This window comes from Protofrankia symbiont of Coriaria myrtifolia, from assembly GCF_900634755.1.
GTDB classification, from domain to species: Bacteria; Actinomycetota; Actinomycetes; order Frankiales; family Frankiaceae; genus Protofrankia; species Protofrankia coriariae.
Genome location: NZ_CAAAFS010000356.1, coordinates 13,580 through 31,912, shown reverse-complemented (window position 1 = coordinate 31,912; position 18,333 = coordinate 13,580). Strand labels below are relative to the sequence as shown.

Below are 18,333 nucleotides of genomic sequence, written 5' to 3'. Positions count from 1 at the left end.
GCCCGGCAGGCAGAGGCGCCAGCGGCCGGCAAAGGCAGATGAGGCCCTCCGGACGGGGCCCTCAGACGGAGGCAGTGAGGTTCTCCGACAGTCGGCGGGCCTGCGCCGCCCCGGTGAGGTTGCCCTTCTTCTCGTAGCAGGTGACCGCGGCGTCGACCTTCGGCCGGACCAGGTCGGTCTGCCCGGTCCGGTGGAGCACCTCGGCGTAGGTCAGCCAGGCCTGCGCCTGCCCGTCCCAGTCGTCGGTCCGGCCGGCGAGATCGCAGGCGGCCTCGGCGAACCGCACGGCCTCGACCTCCCGGTCCCGGCCCCGCATCGCGAGCAGTTTGGCGTGCACCCCGCACCAGCCCGCCTGGGCGGGCACCTGGTCGCCGGCGGCGGCGTCGCGGGAGCGCGACACGTAGGTGGTTGCCTCGTCCAGACGCCCGAGCTTGACCAGGACGTCGGCGAGGGCCGCGGCACGGGTGGCCAGGTGCGCGCGCTCGCCCATCCGGGCCAGCCGGCGGCAGCTGCGCCGCAGCTCGTGCTCGGCGGTGTCGAGGTCGTCGGTGAGCAGGGCGATCCGGGCGACGACGAAACCCCCGTACAGCGGGTCCCCGCGGGGGCTGCGCACGTCCCAGTCGATCGCCTCGGCCCGGGCCAGGTGGTCCATGCCGGCGTCGAGCTCCCCGGCCATCGTGTGCAGCAGCGCCAGCTGGGCGAGCAGGGACCGGCGCAGGCCGCGGTCGTCGCCGACACCGGCCAGCGCCCGCTGCGCGCGCTCGATCGACTCGCCGACCGGCCGGGGGGCCAGGCTGAGCAGGTGGACGAGGTCGCGCCTGGTCGTCTGGACGTCGCGCAGCACCCCGGACTCCTCGGCGTGCCGGACGGCGGCCTGCATCGCCCGTTCCGCCAGGGCGTAGCAGCCGGCCGCCATGTAGGCGGCGGCCTGGCTGCGGCAGGCGAGCGCGGCGCCGACCTCGTCCCCGCTCTGCACGAAGATCGGTAACGCTCGGGTCGCCTCGCCGAGGGTTTCGGCGACCAGCCCCTCCGGGCTGGTGGCGAACATCAGCCGCAGGTGGGCGAGACGGGCGTGGGCGCGCAGGCCCGCCTCACCGATCCGGGTGGCCCGGTCGGTCGCCTGGCGCAGCATGCGTTCGGCGTCGCTGAAACGACCGAAGGAGTACAGCGCCCAGCCAAGGTCGATCTCGGCGCGTATTCGCAGCGGGTCTGTCACTGGAAGTAGTTTGACCGCCCGTTTGAGGAGCCCGGCCGCGCCCGTCTCGTCGCCTTGACGGACCCGGTCGGCGGCCTCGATCAGGCAGGTGGCGGCCTGCCGTCCCAGCTCCTCGGTCTCGGCGTCGCGCAGCCCGAGTTCGACCCGGTACCGGTAGGCCTGCTCCAGGTGGTAGCCGACGAGCTCGTCGTGCTCACCGGGCCGCCCGGCCATCCGGGTCTGCAGCCAGCTCGCGTATCCCTGGTGCAGGTCGGCCCGCTGCCGCTTCGACGTCGCCTGGTAGGCGCAGTCGCGCAGCAGGACGTGCAGGAACCGGAACGCCTCCACCCCGGGCAGGTCCGACCGGTCGGGATGGACCAGCTCCTTGCGGACCAGTGACAGGCAGTGCTCGGCGACCGCCGCCCGGTCCGCCGGGGCGGACAGCTCCACCACCGCGTCCAGGTAGAAACGCTGCCCGACCACGGCTGCGCGCTCCAGGACCCGGCGCTCGTGGATGTTGAGCCGGTCCAGGCGGGCGGCGAGCAGCGCGGAGATCGTCGGGGCGACCTGGACCGAGCCCAGGTTGTCGGTGGCGATCCAGTGGTCGCCCTCGCGGCGCAGCAGCCCGTCGTCGACGAGGGCCGCCAGCGTCTGCTCGACGAACAGCGGGTTGCCCGCGGCCGAGTCGGTGATGCGCGCGACCAGCTCCGGGTCGAGGTCGTTCGAGCCCATCAGGGTACGGATCAGGCGCTGGCAGCGCTCCTCGCTCAGTGGCTGCAGCAGCATGGACGTGGTGTTGAGCTTGCCGCCGCCCCACGTCCGGCGTTCCTCGAGCAGCTCCGGCCTGGTCAGGCACAGCAGCAGGATCGGCGCCTCCCGGGACCAGTCGGCGACGTGTTCGATCAGGTCCAGCAGGGTCGGCTCGGCCCAGTGCACATCGTCGAACCAGACGATCAGCGGACGTTTCTCGGCGAGCGCGGCGAGGAAGGTCCGCACCGCCCAGAAGCTCTCCTGCGCGCCGACCTCGGCGCCGCCGAGCCCGACCAGGGGCGCCAGCCCGTCCACCACGGCGGCGGCGTCCCCGGTGACGCTGCCGCCCTCGTCCAGCAGCTCACGCAGGCGGCGGCGGCCCTCGGGCGCGCTCTCGTCGGCGGACATCCCGGTCGCCTGCCGGACCATCTCCATCAGCGGCCAGTAGGTGATGCCCTCGCCGTAGGACAGGCAGCGCCCGGTGAGCACCGTCGCCCGCGGCGCCATCGCCTCGCAGAACTCCCGGACCATTCGGGACTTCCCGATACCGGCCGGGCCGAGCAGGGTGAACAGGTGGCAGGTGCGTTCCTCGATCACCTGCTCGAGGGCGTCGTCGAGGCGGCGGCGCTCCCGCTCCCGGCCGATCACGGGGGCGGCGAAACCCTCGGGCGCGAACCGCGCCCCCGGCCCGATCCCGGGGTGAGCCAGGTCGATCAGACGGTGGGCCCGCAGCGGTGCCTTCTTGCCCTGGACGACCAGCGGCCCGACCGGTTCGGCGCGCACGTGCGGCCGGATCAGCCGCAGGGTGGCGTCCGCGATGAAGATCTCGCCGGGGGCGGCGGCCTCCTCCAGCCGGGACGCGACGTTGACGGCGTCCCCGGTGATGCCGCCGCCCGTCCCCGGCCCGCCGACGGTGACCTCGCCGGTGTTGATGCCGATGCGGATGCGGAAGCGGAACCCCCAGTCACGTTCCAGGTCGGCGTTGAGCACGTCCATGCTGGCGCGGATCCCGCATGCGGCGCGGGCGGCCCGCAGCGCGTCGTCCTCGTGCAGGACGGGGATGCCGAAGACGGCGAACACGGCGTCCCCGATGAACTTCTCGACGCTGCCCCCGTGCGAGGAGATCACCTCGCGGGCGGCGCTGAAGAACCGCCACATGACCTGTTGCAGCGGCTCGGAGTCGATCTGCTCGCCGATGGCCGTGTAGCCGGTGACGTCGCAGAACAGGATCGTGACGGTCTTGCGGGCGCCGATCCCGAACGTGGGCTGGGGAGTACCACAGGAGAAGCAGAAGCGTGCTTCCTCCTGATTGGCCTTTCCGCATGTCGGGCAGGCGACCATGTGCCGGATCGTAGGCCGGAGAACCGCCGTACGGGACGGGATGGCGATGTCAGTCGTTTCCGGTGATCGTGATCTGTCCCACAGTGGCGAGGAATGCGTCCCGATCCGGTCACGCCTGGTTCATGCCAGTCTGGAATCCTGGCCGGCGCCCGCCGGATCGGTCGTGTTTCCCGTCCGCCGCCGTGCCCTGCCGGTCGATGCGCAGGCCATCTCCGGTTCATCCCCGATCCATCTCCGATCGATCGTTGGTCGATCGTCGACCGCGGGCGGCGCCCGGCCGGCCACCCGCATCAACCAACATCCGGCTGACACGGCCTAAGCTGGACGGTGTGGCGACTGGACATGCAGGACACGGGTGTCTATGGGCCAATGCCGCAACCCGTGCCCGGAGCGTGGCAGGTGCCGCCGCGGCGGTCGGGCTGACGGCGCTCCTGCTGGCCGGCTGCGGGTCGTCCGGGAGCGACATCGAGATGTCCGCGCCACGAGCCTCGGCCACGGGCTCCCCGGGCGGGCCGAGTGAACGCTCCGGGCCGCCACCGGCCGCGACCGGCGGGACGGACACCGCCGCCCCGGGCACGCAGGCATCTCCGGGCACGCAGGCCTCCCCGGGAGCGTCCGATCCCGCCGCGCCGGGCGACGTCCCCGACACCCTGCTGGATCCTGACTCGTCGTACTGGCCGCCCGCGGTGTTCGTGGGCCAGCCGTGCGTACCCGCGCGCGACATCGCCCCACGACAGGCCATCAACGGGCTGATCCTGTACTGCCAGCGGACGGACCCGGGTCAGCCGCGCTGGGGGCTGGCCAGCCCGCCGCCGCCCGAACCGGCCGCTCCCGTGCCGAACGCCGAATGCACCGTCACCGACACCGGCCAGGTTGTTCAGGGGGCCAACGGGCGTCCCGTGATCTGCCTGCGCGATCCCGACGGCAACCTGCGCTGGGGGGACGTCTCGTAGGCCGTCTCCGGCGGATCGTCGTCCGCCCCGGGCGTACGTATCCGGGACGGTTTTCCAGGCGGCCGGCCGGGTCTCGGAAGCCGCGGCGAAGGAACCGCGGCGGAATCCGGGCGCGGGAGAAGAACGATCGTTTTCTCCGGTGATGGCGTGGGAGTCTTCCCGTCGCGGAGTCAGGCGCCATAGAGCGCCACAGAGCCGGACGCCTTTCCATCGCGTCCACGCGGAGAGTTTCGCTGCGCCATGTCATTCGCTACGCAATGTCATGGGTCTGGCTCGCTCCGGCTCGTTGTTCCGAGTTCCACGCATCTGTACCAAGGATGGTTACCGGCGGGTAGCATGGGTACGAGTTACTGGCCAGTAGGAGTACGCCGGCCCCATCGGTGAGCACCGAGGCCGGCTCTTCCCCGGGAGACAGCCATGGGGCACTACAAGAGCAACCTCCGCGACATCGAGTTCAACCTGTTCGAGGTGCTGGGTGTCGACAACACGCTCGGGCATGGCCCGTTCGCCGACATGGATCGCGACACGGCCCACGAAGCACTCGCCGAACTCGACAGACTGGCCACCGGCCCGATTGCCGAGTCGTTCGCGGACGCCGACCGCAACCCGCCGGTCTTCGACGCCAGCTCCGGCAGCGTCACCCTGCCGGAGTCGTTCAAGAAGTCCTACGCCCAGCTCATGGAAGGCCAGTGGTGGCGGCTGTTCGTGCCGCCGCACCTCGGGGGGATGGGCGCGCCGCCCTCGGTCGCATGGGCCGCCTCGGAGCTGGTCCTCGGGGCCAATCCGGCGGTGTTCATGTACATGAGCGGGCCCACCTTCGCGGCGATTCTCGACCGGCTCGGCACCGCCGAGCAGAAGGACCTCGCCCGGCTGGCGATCGAACGCCAGTGGGGCGCGACCATGGTCCTCACCGAGCCCGACGCCGGCTCGGACGTGGGCGCCGGGCGCACCAGAGCGGTACCCCAGCCCGACGGCAGCTGGCACATCGAGGGCGTGAAGCGTTTCATCACCAACGGTGACTGGGACGTACCGGAGAACATCTTCCACCTCACCCTGGCCCGGCCGGTCGGCCACGGTCCGGGCACCAAGGGCCTGTCCATGTTCCTGGTGCCGAAGTTCCTGGTGGACCCGAACACCGGCGAGCCCCGCGAGCGCAACGGCGTCCACGTCTCCAACGTCGAGAAGAAGATGGGGCTGAAGGTCTCCGCCACCTGCGAACTGCGCTACGGCGAGAAGCAGCCCGCGGTCGGCTGGCTGGTCGGCGACGTCCACGACGGCATTGCCCAGATGTTCGAGGTCATCGAGTACGCCCGGATGATGGTGGGCACCAAGGCCATCGCGACACTGTCCACCGGCTATCTCAATGCGCTCGAGTTCGCCCGGACCCGGGTCCAGGGCGCCGACCTGACCCGGCTGCTGGACAAGACCGCGCCGCGCGTCACGGTCATCCACCACCCGGACGTCCGGCGGATGCTGATGGTGCAGAAGGCGTACGCGGAAGGCATGCGGGCGCTCGTCCTGTACACCGCCACGATCCAGGACAGGGTCGCCCTGGCGCAGGCGGCGGGTACCCGGGACGAACTCGCCGAACGGCTCAACGACCTGCTGCTGCCCATCGTCAAGGGCGTCGGCTCGGAACGGTCCTACGAACTGCTCGCGACATCCCTGCAGGTCCTCGGCGGCTCCGGCTACCTGCAGGACTATCCGATCGAGCAGTACATCCGGGACGCCAAGATCGACACCCTGTACGAGGGCACCACGTCCATTCAGGGGCAGGACTTCTTCTTCCGCAAGATCGTGCGGGACCGGAGTACGGCGCTGGGTGCGCTGCTCGGCGAGATCCAGGCATTCGCCAAGGGCGACGCCGGCGACGGCTCGTTGCGACGCGAACGGGAGGTCCTCGGCGTCGCGCTGGACAACGTCCAGTCGATGGTCGGCACACTGGTCGGTTTTCTCACCAGCGTGGCGGAGGATCCCCGCAACGTGTACAAGGTCGGCCTCAACACCACCCGGCTGCTGATGAGCGTCGGTGACCTCGTCATCGGCTGGCTGCTGCTGCGCCAGGCCGAGGTCGCGGAGAACGCGTTGGCCGCGCGGGGGGCGGCGGGGACCCTGTCAGCCAGGGAGCGGGCCTTCTACGCGGGCAAGGTGTCCGCGGCCCGCTGGTTCGCCGCGAACGTGCTGCCCGAACTGTCCGCCCGGCTCGGCGTCCTGGCGGCCACCGACCTCGACCTGATGGACCTCCCCGAGGAGGCGTTCTAATAGCCAGCAGACTGGTAGCTGGTAGCTCTGGGTAGCTGCCTGGTAGGCAGGTGGCGCGGGCAGGTGCCCCGTCCGCGCCACCGGACCCGTGCCCGCGCCGCCTGCCCGGATCCGGCGTGCCGGGCCGGGTAGGCCCGGCGGAGTCCCGGGCCGCAGCCCGGACCCGGGACTGGTCCTGGGCCGTCTGACGGTAGATCGTCGACCGGGGACGGCCCCAGTGCGTGCCGGATACGCCCTGGGATGTGCCTAGGACGTGCGCAGCGGCGGGAACGCCTGGTCCAGTTCGTTGCGCATGTCCCGTTTGAGCAGGTCATCGGCCTCGGAGGCGCCCTGCCCCTCCAGGAGGAACCGGGCGACCCGCAGCGTCAGGTCGACCCGTTCGGCAAGATTGAGAGCGCCGTTGAAACGTCCGCTGGAGCCTGCGGAGGTCAGGACCTTGGCGACGAACTCGTCCGCCGCCTGCAGTGCCTCCACGCGCGTCATGCGTTCCACCCCTTTGTGCCGGAAGCCGTACCGGAAGCCCTAAGCAAGGCGCAACCGTACCAGGCAAGCTTCTTCCTCCGTTGTCCACCCCATCCCACGCGCTTTGCTCCGGTTGGGATTTCTACTCGATCTGTTGTGTTTGTGCCGACGGGTACCCTCGAAGGTCCAACTCGCCTGCCTGCTCGTGGCAAATAGTAATTATTTGATGACAAATGATTACCGGCTGCTGTCCTGGTGGGCTGCCCGTGTCCTCGTCGGTGGGTCAGTTCCAGGCGAGGGCCACGGTCGGGTCGGTGAGCATCCGGGCGACGTCCGCAAGCACCCTGGAGCCAAGTTCGCCGTCGACGATCCGGTGGTCGAAGGTGAGGGCGAGCTGCGCCACCGTCCGGACGGCCAGTTCGCCCTCGTGCACCCAGGGCATCGGACGGATCGCCCCCAGCGCGAGGATCGCCGCCTCCGGCGGGTTGAGGATGGGGGTTCCGATGTCGACGCCGAACACCCCGACGTTGGTGATCGTGATCGTCCCGCCGCGTAGCGCCTCCGGTGTGCTCTTTCCGCCGCGGGCGGTGACGGTCAGCTCGTGCAGCGCGTGCGCGAGCTCGACGAGGCTCATCCGGTCCGCGTCCGCGATGTTCGGTACGACGAGCCCGCGCGGCGAGGCCACCGCGATCCCGAGGTTGACGTACCCGTGGACGGCGATCCGCGCGGGTTCGTCGCCGACCGCGTCCTCCCAACGGGAATTGATCATTGGTTGGCGGCCGACGGCCGTCAGCAGCGCCTTGGCGACGAACAGCAGCGGGGTCACCCTGACGTCGGCGAACTCGGGCAGCGCGGCCAGCCGGTCGCGGGCCGCCATCGTCTCGGTGACGTCCACGCTCACGAACTCGGTGGCCTGCGGCGCGTTCGCCACGCTGGACACCATCGCCTGCGCGGTCGCCCGCCGGACGCCCGTCACCGGGATACGGCGGACCCGGTCCTGGTCGGTGTCGTGGCCGTTCGCGAACGTCCGGGCCGCCTCGACGTCGGCGCGGCTGATCGTCCCGTGCGGCCCGGTGCCGACGACCGTGCCCAGGTCGACACCGAGGTCGCGGGCGAGCTTGCGCACCGGTGGTTTCGCGAGCACGGCGACGGCCTGGGCCGACCGCCGCGGCCCGGCGGAACTGTCGACCGGCCGCGGGCTGCCGGGTCGACCAGCGGGCTGCGCCGACCCGCGCGTCGCGGGCCAGCCGGCCACCGCTGTCGAGGCTGCCCCGTCCGTCCTGCCTGCCGGGTCCTGGCGCCTGTCTGCCGGGTCCTGGCGCGCGCTTCGGCGCGAGGCCCGCCGGGACACCCCGGACGCCCCGCGCGGGCCGTACCCGACCAGCACGGGCATCCGCTCGTCGCCCCGCTCGTCCGAACCGGACGCGGCCGGACCAGGCGGGTGGCCGGCTGCGGGATCCGGGCCGGACGCGGCAGGCGCCTGACCGCGCCGCCGGCCCTTCGCGGCACCCGGACCGGCCGTGACGGGGCTGGCGCCGCCTGCCGTGGCGTCCGCGCCAGCCGCCCTGTGAATGCTGTTGGCGCTGGATTCGGCGCTGTCGGTGGCGGCGTCCACAGTTTTGGTTCCGCCGCCGGTTTCGCCGCCGGCGCCGGTGTCGATGGTCACCAGTGGCTGCCCCACCTCGACCGTGTCGCCCGGCTCGGCGTGCCGGACAGCCAGCACGCCCGTGAACGGGGAGGGCACCTCCACCAGCGCCTTGGCGGTCTCCACCTCGGCGATCGGCTGGTTGACAGCGACGTGCTCACCCACCTCCACCAGCCATCGGACGATCTCGGCGTCGGGCAGGCCCTCACCCAGGTCGGGGAGCCGGAACTGCGCACGTGACACGGTGACCTCCAACTGGTGGCCGGGGACAACCGATGACCGGGAACGGCCGATGACCGGCGCCCGGTCCTGCGGCATCACGAAGGCTTTTGAACATCTCGCTGTCGGTGGGCGGCCGGTACGGGTAGATATGGGCCGGTAGGGGTCGATACGGGTCAGCAGATGCCGGTCAGTAGCTGAACGATCGGTCCACGGCGTCGAGCACCCGGTCGACGTCTGGCAGGTAGCGCTCCTCCAGACGAGATGGCGGATACGGGGTGTCGTATCCCGTGACACGTAGCACTGGGGCTTCCAGCGAGTAGAACGCCTTCTCGGTGACCCGCGCGGCGATCTCCGCGGACAGGGACACGTTCGACGGCGCCTCGTGCACCACCACCAGCCGCCCGGTCCGCCGGACGGACGCGAACACGGGCGACAGGTTGAGCGGGGACAGCGTGCGCAGGTCGATCACCTCGAGCTCGCGCCCCTCCTCGGCCATGACGGCGGCCGCGTCCAGGCAGGTCCGCACCATCGGGCCGTAGGCGACCAGCGTCGCGTCGTCCCCGGGGCGCACGACCCGACTGACGTGCAGCGGAGCGGCCGCCGACAGCGGCAGGCCGGTGGTGACCTCGGCCTTGTCCCAGTAGCGGCGCTTGGGCTCGAAAAAGATCACCGGGTCGTCCGTGGCGACAGCCTGGCGGATCATCGTGTGGGCGTCGACCGGGTTGGAGCAGGCCACCACCTTCAGCCCGGCGGTGTGGCAGAAATATGCCTCTGGTGACTCACTGTGGTGTTCGACCGCGCCGATGCCTCCGCCGCAGGGGATCCTGACCGTCACGGGCAGGCGGACACGGCCCCGCGTCCGGTAGTACATCTTGGCCAGCTGGGTGACGATCTGATCGAAGGCGGGGTAGACGAAACCGTCGAACTGGATCTCGCATACCGGCCGGAACCCGCGCATCGCCAGCCCGATCGCCGTCCCGATGATCGCGGATTCCGCGAGCGGGGTGTCGATCACCCGTTCCTCGCCGAAGTCGGCCAGCAGCCCGTCGGTGATGCGGAAGACCCCGCCGAGCCGGCCGACGTCCTCGCCCATCACGACGACTCTCGGATCGTCATCCATGGCCGTGCGCAGCCCCGCGTTGAGGGCCTTGGCCAGGGTCAGCGTCGACGACCTGGCCGCGGCGACCCGCGGGTGCGACGTGGCCACAGCACCCTGCTGGCGTGGGGTGGTCGCGGCACCCTGCTGGCGCGACGCGGTCGCGGTGTCCTGCTGGCGCGGCATGGTCACAGCGCCCTTCCGGTGCCGCGGGCCGTCGCCACGGTGACCGTCGGCACCGGCCGGACCACTGTCGCCCGGCCACCCGCGCCCGCCCGGGCGGCCGCGGGTGGCCCGCCCGGGCGGGCGGCTCGCTGGGCCGTCCCGGCCGGTCGGGACGGCCCGTTCCGGGGTACCGGCTCGCTCCAGTAGGACGCTTCACTCCGGTGGGACGGCTCGCTCTGGTAGGCCGGTTCGGCCTGGTCGGTCTGCTCGGCCTCGGTGAAGCCGGCCTCGGGGAGGTCGGCCTCGGTGAAGTCGGCGAACGTGGCCCGCGCGTCGACCAGTTCCTCGGTGTCGTGCACGTACACGTGGTCGAACAGGCTCAGCGGAGCCGGGTCGGGCAGGTTCAGGCACCGTTGCCGCAGGGTGGCCGCGAGCGCGTCGGCCTCCCGGTCCAGGGCGGCGGCCGCGTCGTCGTCCAGCAGCCCACGGCCACGCAGGTAGGCCGCCATCCGCTGGACAGGGTCGAGGGCGCCCCAGCGCGCGAGCTCCGACGCCTGGCGGTAGCGGGACGGGTCGTCCGCGGTGGTGTGCGCGCCCATCCGGTAGGTGACCGCCTCCACCAGGGCCGGTCGTCCCTGGCGGGCCTGGTGGAGCGCCCAGCGCGTCACGGCCAGGGTCGCCAGCACGTCGTTGCCGTCCACCCGGACGCCGGCGATGCCGAACCCGCGGGCCCTGAAGTAGATCGGGACGCGGGTCTGCCGCCGTGTCGGCTCGGAGATCGCCCACTGGTTGTTCTGGCAGAAGAAAACCACCGGCGCCTCGAACACGCCCGCCCAGTTGAACGCCTCGTTGACGTCACCCTGACTGGACGCTCCGTCGCCGAAGTAGACCAGGGTCGCAGGCAGGTCGTCGCCGTCACCGGCGGTGCCGTCGCTGTCACCAGCGGTGCCGCCGGTGCTGTCGGTGGCGGGCCGGTGGGCCGTCCCGACCGGCCGGCGACCCAGACCCGTCCTGGCCTCCTTGGTGACCCCCATGGCGTAGCCGGTCGCGTGCAGGACCTGGGATCCCACCACGATCGCGTACGTCTGGAAGCCGTGTTCGTCCACGTCCCAGCCACCGTGGGCGACCCCGCGGAACAGGCCGAGAACGTCCAGCGGATCGACGCCCCGGCACCAGGCCACCGCATGCTCACGGTAGGTCGGGAAGACCATGTCGTCGGTGCGCAGCGCCCGCGCCGAGCCGACCTGGGCCGCCTCCTGCCCGCGCAGGCTCGCCCACAGGCCGAGCTCACCCTGGCGTTGCAGGGCGGTCGACTCCTCGTCGAGCCTGCGTGCGATCACCATGTCGCGCAGGAGCCCGACCAGGTCGGCGTCGGTGAGGTCGGCGAGGTACGGATCGTAGTCGGCCAGGGGCAGCCGGCGCCCGTCCGGTGTCAGCAGCCGGACCGGCGCGGTGTCATCGTCGCCGGCGCCGCTGCCGGCGTCCGCCGGGTCGCGTGGGACGGGTGCGGCGACGGTGTCGAGGCGGTCTGTGTCAGGAGCGGACTCTGTCTCAGCGGACTCTGTGTCAGGAGCGGACATGGCGTCCTCCGGTCGTCCTCGGCCGTTCCCGAGATCGTCGGTGACGGCCTGCGCGATGGGTGTACCCGGTGGATCTCCGTTGGTGTCGGCATCCACCGGACGCGTCCGAGGCGGCCGGCCACGCGGGTCGGCGGGACCGCCGCGCAGTAGACGATAGTCGTCCGGACGCGGTGAGCAAGCTCGGACACCCGGCCTGACCTCGACGAATCCGGCCCAGCCCGGCCCCGCCCCGGGGCCGGGCCAGCCGGTCCGGTCCCGGGGCTGCGGCCTGGCACCAACCTGCTCTGGGTCGATTCATCCGGCTCGTTCATCCGGCTTGGCCCGGGTCTGGACGGAGCCTGCTCGGCCGGGTGCCGGCCGGGTGCCGACCGGGTGCCGGCCGCGCGAACGACACTCCCTCGCGGCCAGGTCGCCCGACGGGCGGTCGGTGCCTCGGCCCGGATAGCGTGGTGCGGTGACAGTTGCGCAGACGCCCATCACCGCCGGTGAGCCGGAGCCGGTCGGGACGGAGCCGGTCGGGACAAGGTCGGCTGGGACAAGGTCGGCCGCGCCGGAGGCCGGCGTACCCGCCATCGCGGCCCGCCCCGCCGACCCGTCCGCCTCGGTGACGCTCGGTCAGGTCGGGATCTGGAGCGGCCAGTTCGACTACTCGCCGGCGTCCGTGGTGCGCGACGCCGTCGCCGAACTCGACGAACTGGGCTATCCCGCGGTCTGGACCGGCGAGGTCAGGGGCCGGGAGGTGCTGGTCACCGCGGGGCTGATGCTCGCGGCGGCGCCACGGCTGACCGTCGCCACCGGCATCGCGCAGATCCTCGCCCGGCACCCGCAGACGATGGCGGCCGGGCAACTGACGCTGGCCGAGGCATTCCCCGGCCGGTTCCTGCTCGGCGTCGGCGTGTCGCACGCGTCCCTGATGGAGATCCGCGGGGTGCCGTACACCAAACCGCTCACGCAGATGCGCGCCTACCTCGACGAGATGGACGCCAGCGCCCGGGAGCAGTACCGGGCAATTCCGCCGGCGTCGTCACCGCGGGTGCTCGCCGCGCTCGGGCCGAAGATGCTGGAGCTGGCGCGCGCCCGGGCGGACGGCGCCCACACGTTCTTCGTGCCGCCGGAGCACACCGCGAGCGCCCGGGCGATCCTCGGGCCGGGCAAGCTGCTCGTCCCGGAGCAGGCGTTCGTCCTGGACACCAACCCCGAGACCGCGCGGGAACTGGCCCGGCGGCACACCGGCTCCTACCTGCGGCTGCCGAACTACACGAACAACCTGCGCCGGTTCGGCTTCACCGACAGCGATTTCGCGGACGCGGGTTCGGACCGGCTCGTCGACACGATCGTGCCCTGGGGCGACCCGGACGTCCTGCTCGGCCGGATCAAGGAGCATCTGGACGCCGGCGCCGACCACGTGTGCGTCCAGGTGCTTGACCCGGACCGCCGCGGGCTGCCCCGCCGGCAGTGGCGGGAACTCGCCCCGGCGCTGGTCAGCCCACCCGGCGGGAGCCGTCCGGAGCAGGGCGCCGGCCGCTAGCCAGGCCGAGCCGACAGCCGGCCGAGCCGGCAGCCGCTCAACAACGGGTCGCGGACACCGTCCGCGACCGTCCGCACAGGTAATGATCCAGAAGTGTTTGTCGTTCTGTACGGTTTTCGGCCCGTGAGCGTACACAGCGACAAACTCGCGGTGATCTTTTCTGGCGGTCGGGAGCGCATGTCCGTGCCATCGTTGGCCTCGCCGTCCGCGCGGCTACGTATGGTTACGGTACGGATGTCGTTCAGCTTGGAGGGGCCGCGGCGGCGCAGCCGGCGCAGGTCCCGTAGATCTCCAGGGTGTGGGCGACGTCGGTGAAGCCCGCGGCCGCGGCGACGCGGTCGGTCCACGCCTCGATCTCGGGCCCCTCGACCTCGACGGTCCGGCCGCAGTGGCGGCAGACCAGGTGATGATGATGGTTGTCGGTCGCGCAGCGGCGGTAGAGAGTCTCCCCGTCGTCGCGGCGCAGCACGTCGACCTCGCCCCGGTCGGCGAGGACCTGCAGATGCCGGTAGACGGTGGTCAGGCCGACGGCCTGCCCCATGTCGCGCAGGTGGGCGTGCAGGTCCTGGGCGCTGGTGAACGCGTCGATCTCGGCCAGCGCGGCGCAGACGGCGTCTCCCTGACGGGTGGCCCGGACAGTGGTTCCACGGCCGAGCATGGCCCGGCGGCCACCGCCACCCGGCCCGGCCCGCGATGGTTCCGTGGCGGGCGCGGCCCCCCGGGACGATGCCGTCGGGGCGGGGGTCGCTCGGCTGGATTCGGCACTGGACACAGCCTTCACTCTCTCACCGTACGTCGGCCGGGGCCCCGGCCGACAGGTCTCTGTCAGATCAGGAGACGGAACGTCAGACCAGGAAGACGGAACGGTTTCGACACGGGCCTCTTCGCGACTGGAATCACACACCGTTACTCATGTCCGACATCCCGCGGCGGCAGATCCAACGCTCTCAGCCGTAGGTGAAAACCGCTGCCGACGCGCCGTTTTCCACCTACGGCCTGCGTGGGTGTAGGTGGAAAACGCTGTCATCACAACCTGTTCCACCTACTCCTCCATCGCCCCACCTACGGCTTCCGCGGTGGGACGGCCGCCAGCGGGCGGTCGCAGCCGCGCCGGCGGCCATCGGCGGCCGCCGGCGGGTGCCGGCGATACCGTGGCGGTCCAGCTCCCTCGGTCGGTGCGGTTGCGCGGCGGCCACCATCTCGTCCCGGCGCCGTTCCTGACCGATCCGACTCCTGACCGGACCCGAACCGGTTACGGCCGTCATCGTCAGATCCGTGCCCGATGGCGCCAAGAACCACCAATATCCGGCGAAATGAATACGTCGGGTAAACCCGGCCGGCGATTCCGTCATCCCCGACTGGTCCGAATTCTGCCTGTTCGGACTCTTCTGCACGAAAAAGGTGAATCCGGGTATCCTGCCGCAGGCGGGTCAGCTCGGCACGTGTTGTGGCTCGAAGGTGGGCAGTCCGTCCCGGCGGTGGACCGTTTCCCCCTGGGCGTAGGCGGTGAGGAACCTGCTGATGCGGCTCACCGCGTCGGTGAGGTCGTCCACGTCCGGCAACGTGACGATCCGGAAGTGATCGGGTCGCGGCCAGTTGAAACCCGTGCCCTGCACAACCATGATTTTTTCGGCCAGGAGCAGGTCCAGGACGAGCCGTTCGTCGTCGGTGACCGGGTAGACGTCCGGATCGAGCCGCGGGAACGCGTACAGCGCCCCTTTCGGCTTCACGCACGACACGCCCGGAATGTCGTTGAGCAGCTTCCACACCACGTCCCGCTGCTCGTGCAGGCGGCCACCGGGCAGGACGAGGTCGCCCGCGCCGCTGTCGTCCTCGAGCGCGGCCCGCATGGCGAACTGGCCCGGGACGTTGGCGCACAGCCGCATGTTGGCCAGGATGTTGAGCCCCTCGACATAGCTGGACGCGTGCGTGCGCGGGCCCGAGAGCACCATCCAGCCGGAGCGGAAGCCGGCCAGCCGGTATGCCTTGGACAGCCCGTTGAACGTCACGCACACGACGTCCGGGGCGAGGGCCGCGGTGGAGATGTGCTCGGCGTCGTCGTAGAGGATCCGGTCGTAGATCTCGTCCGAGAAGATCATCAGGTTGTGCTGGCGGGCGAGTTCGACGATGCCCTCGAGGATCTCACGGTCGTAGACCGCGCCGGTGGGATTGTTCGGGTTGATCACTACGATCGCACGGGTGCGCGTGGTGATCCTGCTGGCCAGGGCGTCGAGGTCCGGCATCCAACCGGCCGACTCGTCGCACAGGTAGTGGACGGGCCGCCCGCCACACAGGCTGACCACGGCTGTCCACAGCGGGTAGTCCGGCGCCGGGAGCAGCACTTCGTCGCCGTCGTTGAGCAGCGCCTGCAGCGACATCATGATCAGTTCTGAGACGCCGTTGCCGAGGTAGACCCCGTCGGGATCGATACCGGTGATGCCCTTTCCGTTCGCGTACCGGACCGCGGCCGTGCGGGCTGAGAGCAGGCCCTTGGAGTCGCTGTAGCCCTGTGCCTCGGCGAGGCCGTTCACCACTGCCTCAAGGACCGCCGGTGGCGCGTGGAACCCGAACGGCGCCGGGTTGCCGATGTTCAGTTTGAGGATGCGCTGACCAGCGGCTTCCAGCTTCGTCGCCTGGTCCAGGACGGGGCCCCGGACGTCGTAGCAGACGCCGGTGAGCTTGTCGGACTGGGTGAACTCCATGAGCCAAGGGTAGGTGCACCGTCCACCGGGTTTTCTCGCCCATGACGAGTGGGCCACGCTTTTCGGAACCTCGGGCACGCACAGTGCAGGACCAACGGCCAACGGCGATGCGATCATGTTTGCGACATGCTGCCGGCGGGCGGGCTTTTCGGGCGATGCGGGTTTCCGGCGCATGGTGGGTTGAAGACGGGCGGTCATGCGTTTGCCGGCTCCGGTTTCCGTCGGGTCCGGGTGGTCCGGAAAGCGATCCGGATGGTTCGGATACCGATGGTCCGGAAGGCTTTCGGCCCGGAAGGCCCGCGGGCCCGAAGGTCTGCCGGGTCACTCGGATCCGCCGGGCTACCCGGTACGGATCACCCGCGGCCGTGGGTCCCGCGCCCGGCCACGATGCCCGCTCGCGATGCCCGCTCGTGATGTCCGGTAGTGATGTCCGGCCGTGGCGCCCAGCCGGGGCGTCCAGCGGATCATTCGATACCGGCCGTGTTCCGACAGCTGGATTCGGATGTCTGGGCGGCTATTCGGCGCGGTGCCGCGACGGATGGTGCCGCGGCCGATGATGCGGCAGGTGCTGGGGGCCGCCGCCGTGGTAGGTGGTGCGCAGCTTCTCCGGGGTGAGGGTGGCTGCTGCCGGTCCGGAGCCGAGCTGGCGGCGGTTGAGCAGCCAGACGCTGTCGCAGGTCAGATGGGCCAGCGCGAGATCGTGCGTGGACATCATGACGCTGGTGCCGGCCGAGCGCACGGCCGCCAGCGCGGACAGCAACGCCTGCTGGGAAAGGACGTCCACACCGTCGAACGGCTCGTCGAGCAGCAGCAGGTGCGGCTGCTGGGCGATGGCGCGGGCGAGGAGCACCCGCTGGCGCTGCCCGCCGGGCAGCGTCTCGAACCGGTCCCCGGCGCGGTGGGTGAGCCCGACCGTTTCCAGGGCACGTGCCGCGATGGCCCGGTCCGTGCGGGTGGGCTGCCGTACCCAGCCGAGCGAGCGGTAACGGCCCATGAGGACGGCTTGGGCGACGGTCACCTGCGGGTCGGGCCCGAGAGCGTCGACCTGCGGGACATAGGCGACCCGGCGGCGGGCCTGCATCGGTGGGCAGCCGAGTACCGTCACCGATCCGCTCACCACTGGGGCAAGCCCGAGCAGCGCTTTCATCAGCGTCGACTTTCCGGCGCCGTCCGGGCCGATGACGGCTACGGTACGGCCGCTTTCGACCGTTCCATGGACGTTCTCCAGCACCGGGACCCGGTCGTAGGCGACCGTCGCCCGGTCGAAGACCACGGCCGGGGACGTTCCGGGCTCTCGCGTTTCATCCGATACGGCCGGATCAGATGGTGGATCGGATACGACCCGCGGATCCGACGCGACCGGACCGATGGGGCCGTCCGGTCGGGTTGGCCGCCAGGCGGCCGTGACCGTGTCCTGTTCCGCGAGATCCACCGACCATACGACTGATTTCCTGAATGTGGAGCTCGACAACCACCGCGTTGCCTCGGTCATGCTCTGAGACGGTACGACCACTGGACGCGTCCGGCATTGCGGGCCGCTTCCCCACCGGCCATCTCACCCGCACAGGTTGATGCGGTCCACGCGGGCACGAACGGCCACGGACCCGCCGCCGCGGTTCCGGACCGTGATACCGGCCGTATCCAAAAAGATCATGATGACAGGTATCAGGTACGGCACGACGGGGAGCGCCGCTTTGAGCGATGGGAACGGGTTCGGCATCGATCGTCATGTGTGGTCGATCGTCATGTGTGACGGTCATGATGTGCGGTAGATGATGCTGACCCGTCGGTTCTGGCCGCGGCCCGCGCTGTTGTCCGAGCCGTCCGAGTTGGTGTTCGGCGCGACCGGGTTGGCGGCGCCGTGCCCGGTCGCCGAGACGAGGACGCCGGGCGGGGCCTTCGGACGCAGCAGGTTCGCGACGGCGTTCGCCCGCTGCTGGGACAGGATCACGTTGTACGCGGGCGTACCGGTGCTGTCGGTATACCCGTTGACGGTGATCGTGCCGGTCACCCTGCCGAGCTGTGCCGCGATGCCGTCGAGCTGCTCGCGGGCCGCCTTGGTCAGGTTGGCCGAGTCGAACGCGAAGAGCACGTCCGAGCTGATCGTCACGACCACGCCGGAGCCGTCACGCCTCTCGGTACGCAGCGTGACAACAGACCGCTCGACGTCGATCGGCCGGATCGCCGCCGCTGGATTGATCTCCCGGATCGACTCGATGATCGCCTGATCGGTTACTGTGGGTGCAGTCGTGGGGGCGTCCGTCGCGGCGCGGGCTGTCGGCACGCACAGCCACGACACGACGGCGGTGACCGACGCCAGCACGACCGCGCCGAGCCGGGTCAGCGTGGGCCGGGTCAGCGTGGACCCGGCCCACGCGGGACCGAGCTGTGCGGGGCCGGTCAGCGCGCTCGGCGTCCGCGTCCGCACGGGG

General features: G+C 71.0%; 11 protein-coding genes and 1 pseudogene. 3 read left to right on the top strand and 9 right to left on the bottom strand.

Annotation, left to right across the window (positions count from 1 at the left end; all coding sequences use genetic code 11):
• Window positions 1-61: 61 nt before the first annotated feature.
• A complete protein-coding gene (locus CM1CMNOD_RS20830) occupies window positions 62-3,286 on the bottom strand; it encodes an adenylate/guanylate cyclase domain-containing protein (protein WP_013875570.1) in 3,225 nt (1,074 codons plus the stop codon).
• Window positions 3,287-3,678: 392 nt separating this feature from the next.
• Here CM1CMNOD_RS20830 and CM1CMNOD_RS20825 point away from each other — a divergent pair, with 392 nt between their 5' ends.
• Both CM1CMNOD_RS20825 and CM1CMNOD_RS20820 read left to right on the top strand, forming a co-directional pair.
• Complete coding sequence (locus CM1CMNOD_RS20825; RefSeq protein ID WP_013875569.1) at window positions 3,679-4,239, top strand: hypothetical protein; 561 nt, start codon at window positions 3,679-3,681, stop codon at window positions 4,237-4,239.
• A 417-nt stretch (window positions 4,240-4,656) separates the two neighbouring features.
• On the top strand, window positions 4,657-6,501 hold the full coding sequence (locus CM1CMNOD_RS20820) for an acyl-CoA dehydrogenase (protein WP_013875568.1): 1,845 nt from the start codon (window positions 4,657-4,659) through the stop codon (window positions 6,499-6,501).
• Window positions 6,502-6,747: 246 nt separating this feature from the next.
• On the opposite strand, the gene CM1CMNOD_RS20815 is transcribed toward CM1CMNOD_RS20820, so the two are convergent.
• The 4 genes and pseudogenes from CM1CMNOD_RS20815 to CM1CMNOD_RS20800 form a co-directional block, all read right to left on the bottom strand.
• The gene (locus CM1CMNOD_RS20815; protein ID WP_013875567.1) at window positions 6,748-6,984 is read right to left on the bottom strand and encodes a hypothetical protein; all 237 of its coding nucleotides are present in this window, start codon (window positions 6,982-6,984) and stop codon (window positions 6,748-6,750) included.
• 262 nt (window positions 6,985-7,246) lie between these two features.
• Window positions 7,247-8,851, bottom strand: a complete 1,605-nt coding sequence (locus CM1CMNOD_RS20810) for a dihydrolipoamide acetyltransferase family protein (protein WP_013875566.1) — start codon at window positions 8,849-8,851, stop codon at window positions 7,247-7,249.
• Window positions 8,852-9,017: 166 nt separating this feature from the next.
• A complete protein-coding gene (locus CM1CMNOD_RS20805) occupies window positions 9,018-10,112 on the bottom strand; it encodes an alpha-ketoacid dehydrogenase subunit beta (RefSeq protein WP_013875565.1) in 1,095 nt (364 codons plus the stop codon).
• 272 nt (window positions 10,113-10,384) lie between these two features.
• Window positions 10,385-11,671, bottom strand: a pseudogene (locus CM1CMNOD_RS20800) (thiamine pyrophosphate-dependent enzyme); the annotation flags it as partial.
• Between the two features lie 571 nt (window positions 11,672-12,242).
• Here CM1CMNOD_RS20800 and CM1CMNOD_RS20795 point away from each other — a divergent pair.
• On the top strand, window positions 12,243-13,199 hold the full coding sequence (locus tag CM1CMNOD_RS20795) for an LLM class F420-dependent oxidoreductase (protein WP_085948612.1): 957 nt from the start codon (window positions 12,243-12,245) through the stop codon (window positions 13,197-13,199).
• Between the two features lie 241 nt (window positions 13,200-13,440).
• Here CM1CMNOD_RS20795 and CM1CMNOD_RS20790 read toward each other — a convergent pair whose 3' ends face one another.
• The 4 genes from CM1CMNOD_RS20790 to CM1CMNOD_RS23455 all read right to left on the bottom strand — a co-directional run bounded on the left by CM1CMNOD_RS20790 (window position 13,441) and on the right by CM1CMNOD_RS23455 (window position 18,329).
• Entirely contained in the window at window positions 13,441-13,857 is a 417-nt protein-coding gene (locus CM1CMNOD_RS20790; protein WP_013875562.1) for a Fur family transcriptional regulator, read from the bottom strand.
• A 772-nt stretch (window positions 13,858-14,629) separates the two neighbouring features.
• A complete protein-coding gene (locus CM1CMNOD_RS20785; protein ID WP_013875561.1) occupies window positions 14,630-15,901 on the bottom strand; it encodes a pyridoxal phosphate-dependent aminotransferase in 1,272 nt (423 codons plus the stop codon).
• Between the two features lie 514 nt (window positions 15,902-16,415).
• Window positions 16,416-17,174, bottom strand: a complete 759-nt coding sequence (locus CM1CMNOD_RS20780; protein WP_013875560.1) for a metal ABC transporter ATP-binding protein — start codon at window positions 17,172-17,174, stop codon at window positions 16,416-16,418.
• 483 nt (window positions 17,175-17,657) lie between these two features.
• Window positions 17,658-18,329 carry an OmpA family protein gene (locus tag CM1CMNOD_RS23455; protein WP_241245679.1) on the bottom strand — a complete coding sequence of 224 codons (672 nt, stop codon included), beginning with the start codon at window positions 18,327-18,329 and terminating at the stop codon, window positions 17,658-17,660.
• Between the last annotated feature and the right edge of the window lie 4 nt (window positions 18,330-18,333).

Bases quoted from the DNA above. Each gene is read 5' to 3' on its own strand.
- CM1CMNOD_RS20830 (WP_013875570.1), bottom strand. From the start codon at position 3,286: ATGGTCGCCTGCCCGACATGCGGAAAGGCCAATCAGGAGGAAGCACGC.
- CM1CMNOD_RS20785 (WP_013875561.1), bottom strand. From the start codon at position 15,901: ATGGAGTTCACCCAGTCCGACAAGCTCACCGGCGTCTGCTACGACGTC.
- CM1CMNOD_RS20815 (WP_013875567.1), bottom strand. From the start codon at position 6,984: ATGACGCGCGTGGAGGCACTGCAGGCGGCGGACGAGTTCGTCGCCAAG.
- CM1CMNOD_RS20790 (WP_013875562.1), bottom strand. From the start codon at position 13,857: ATGCTCGGCCGTGGAACCACTGTCCGGGCCACCCGTCAGGGAGACGCC.
- CM1CMNOD_RS20805 (WP_013875565.1), bottom strand. From the start codon at position 10,112: ATGCCGCGCCAGCAGGACACCGCGACCGCGTCGCGCCAGCAGGGTGCC.
- CM1CMNOD_RS20820 (WP_013875568.1), top strand. From the start codon at position 4,657: ATGGGGCACTACAAGAGCAACCTCCGCGACATCGAGTTCAACCTGTTC.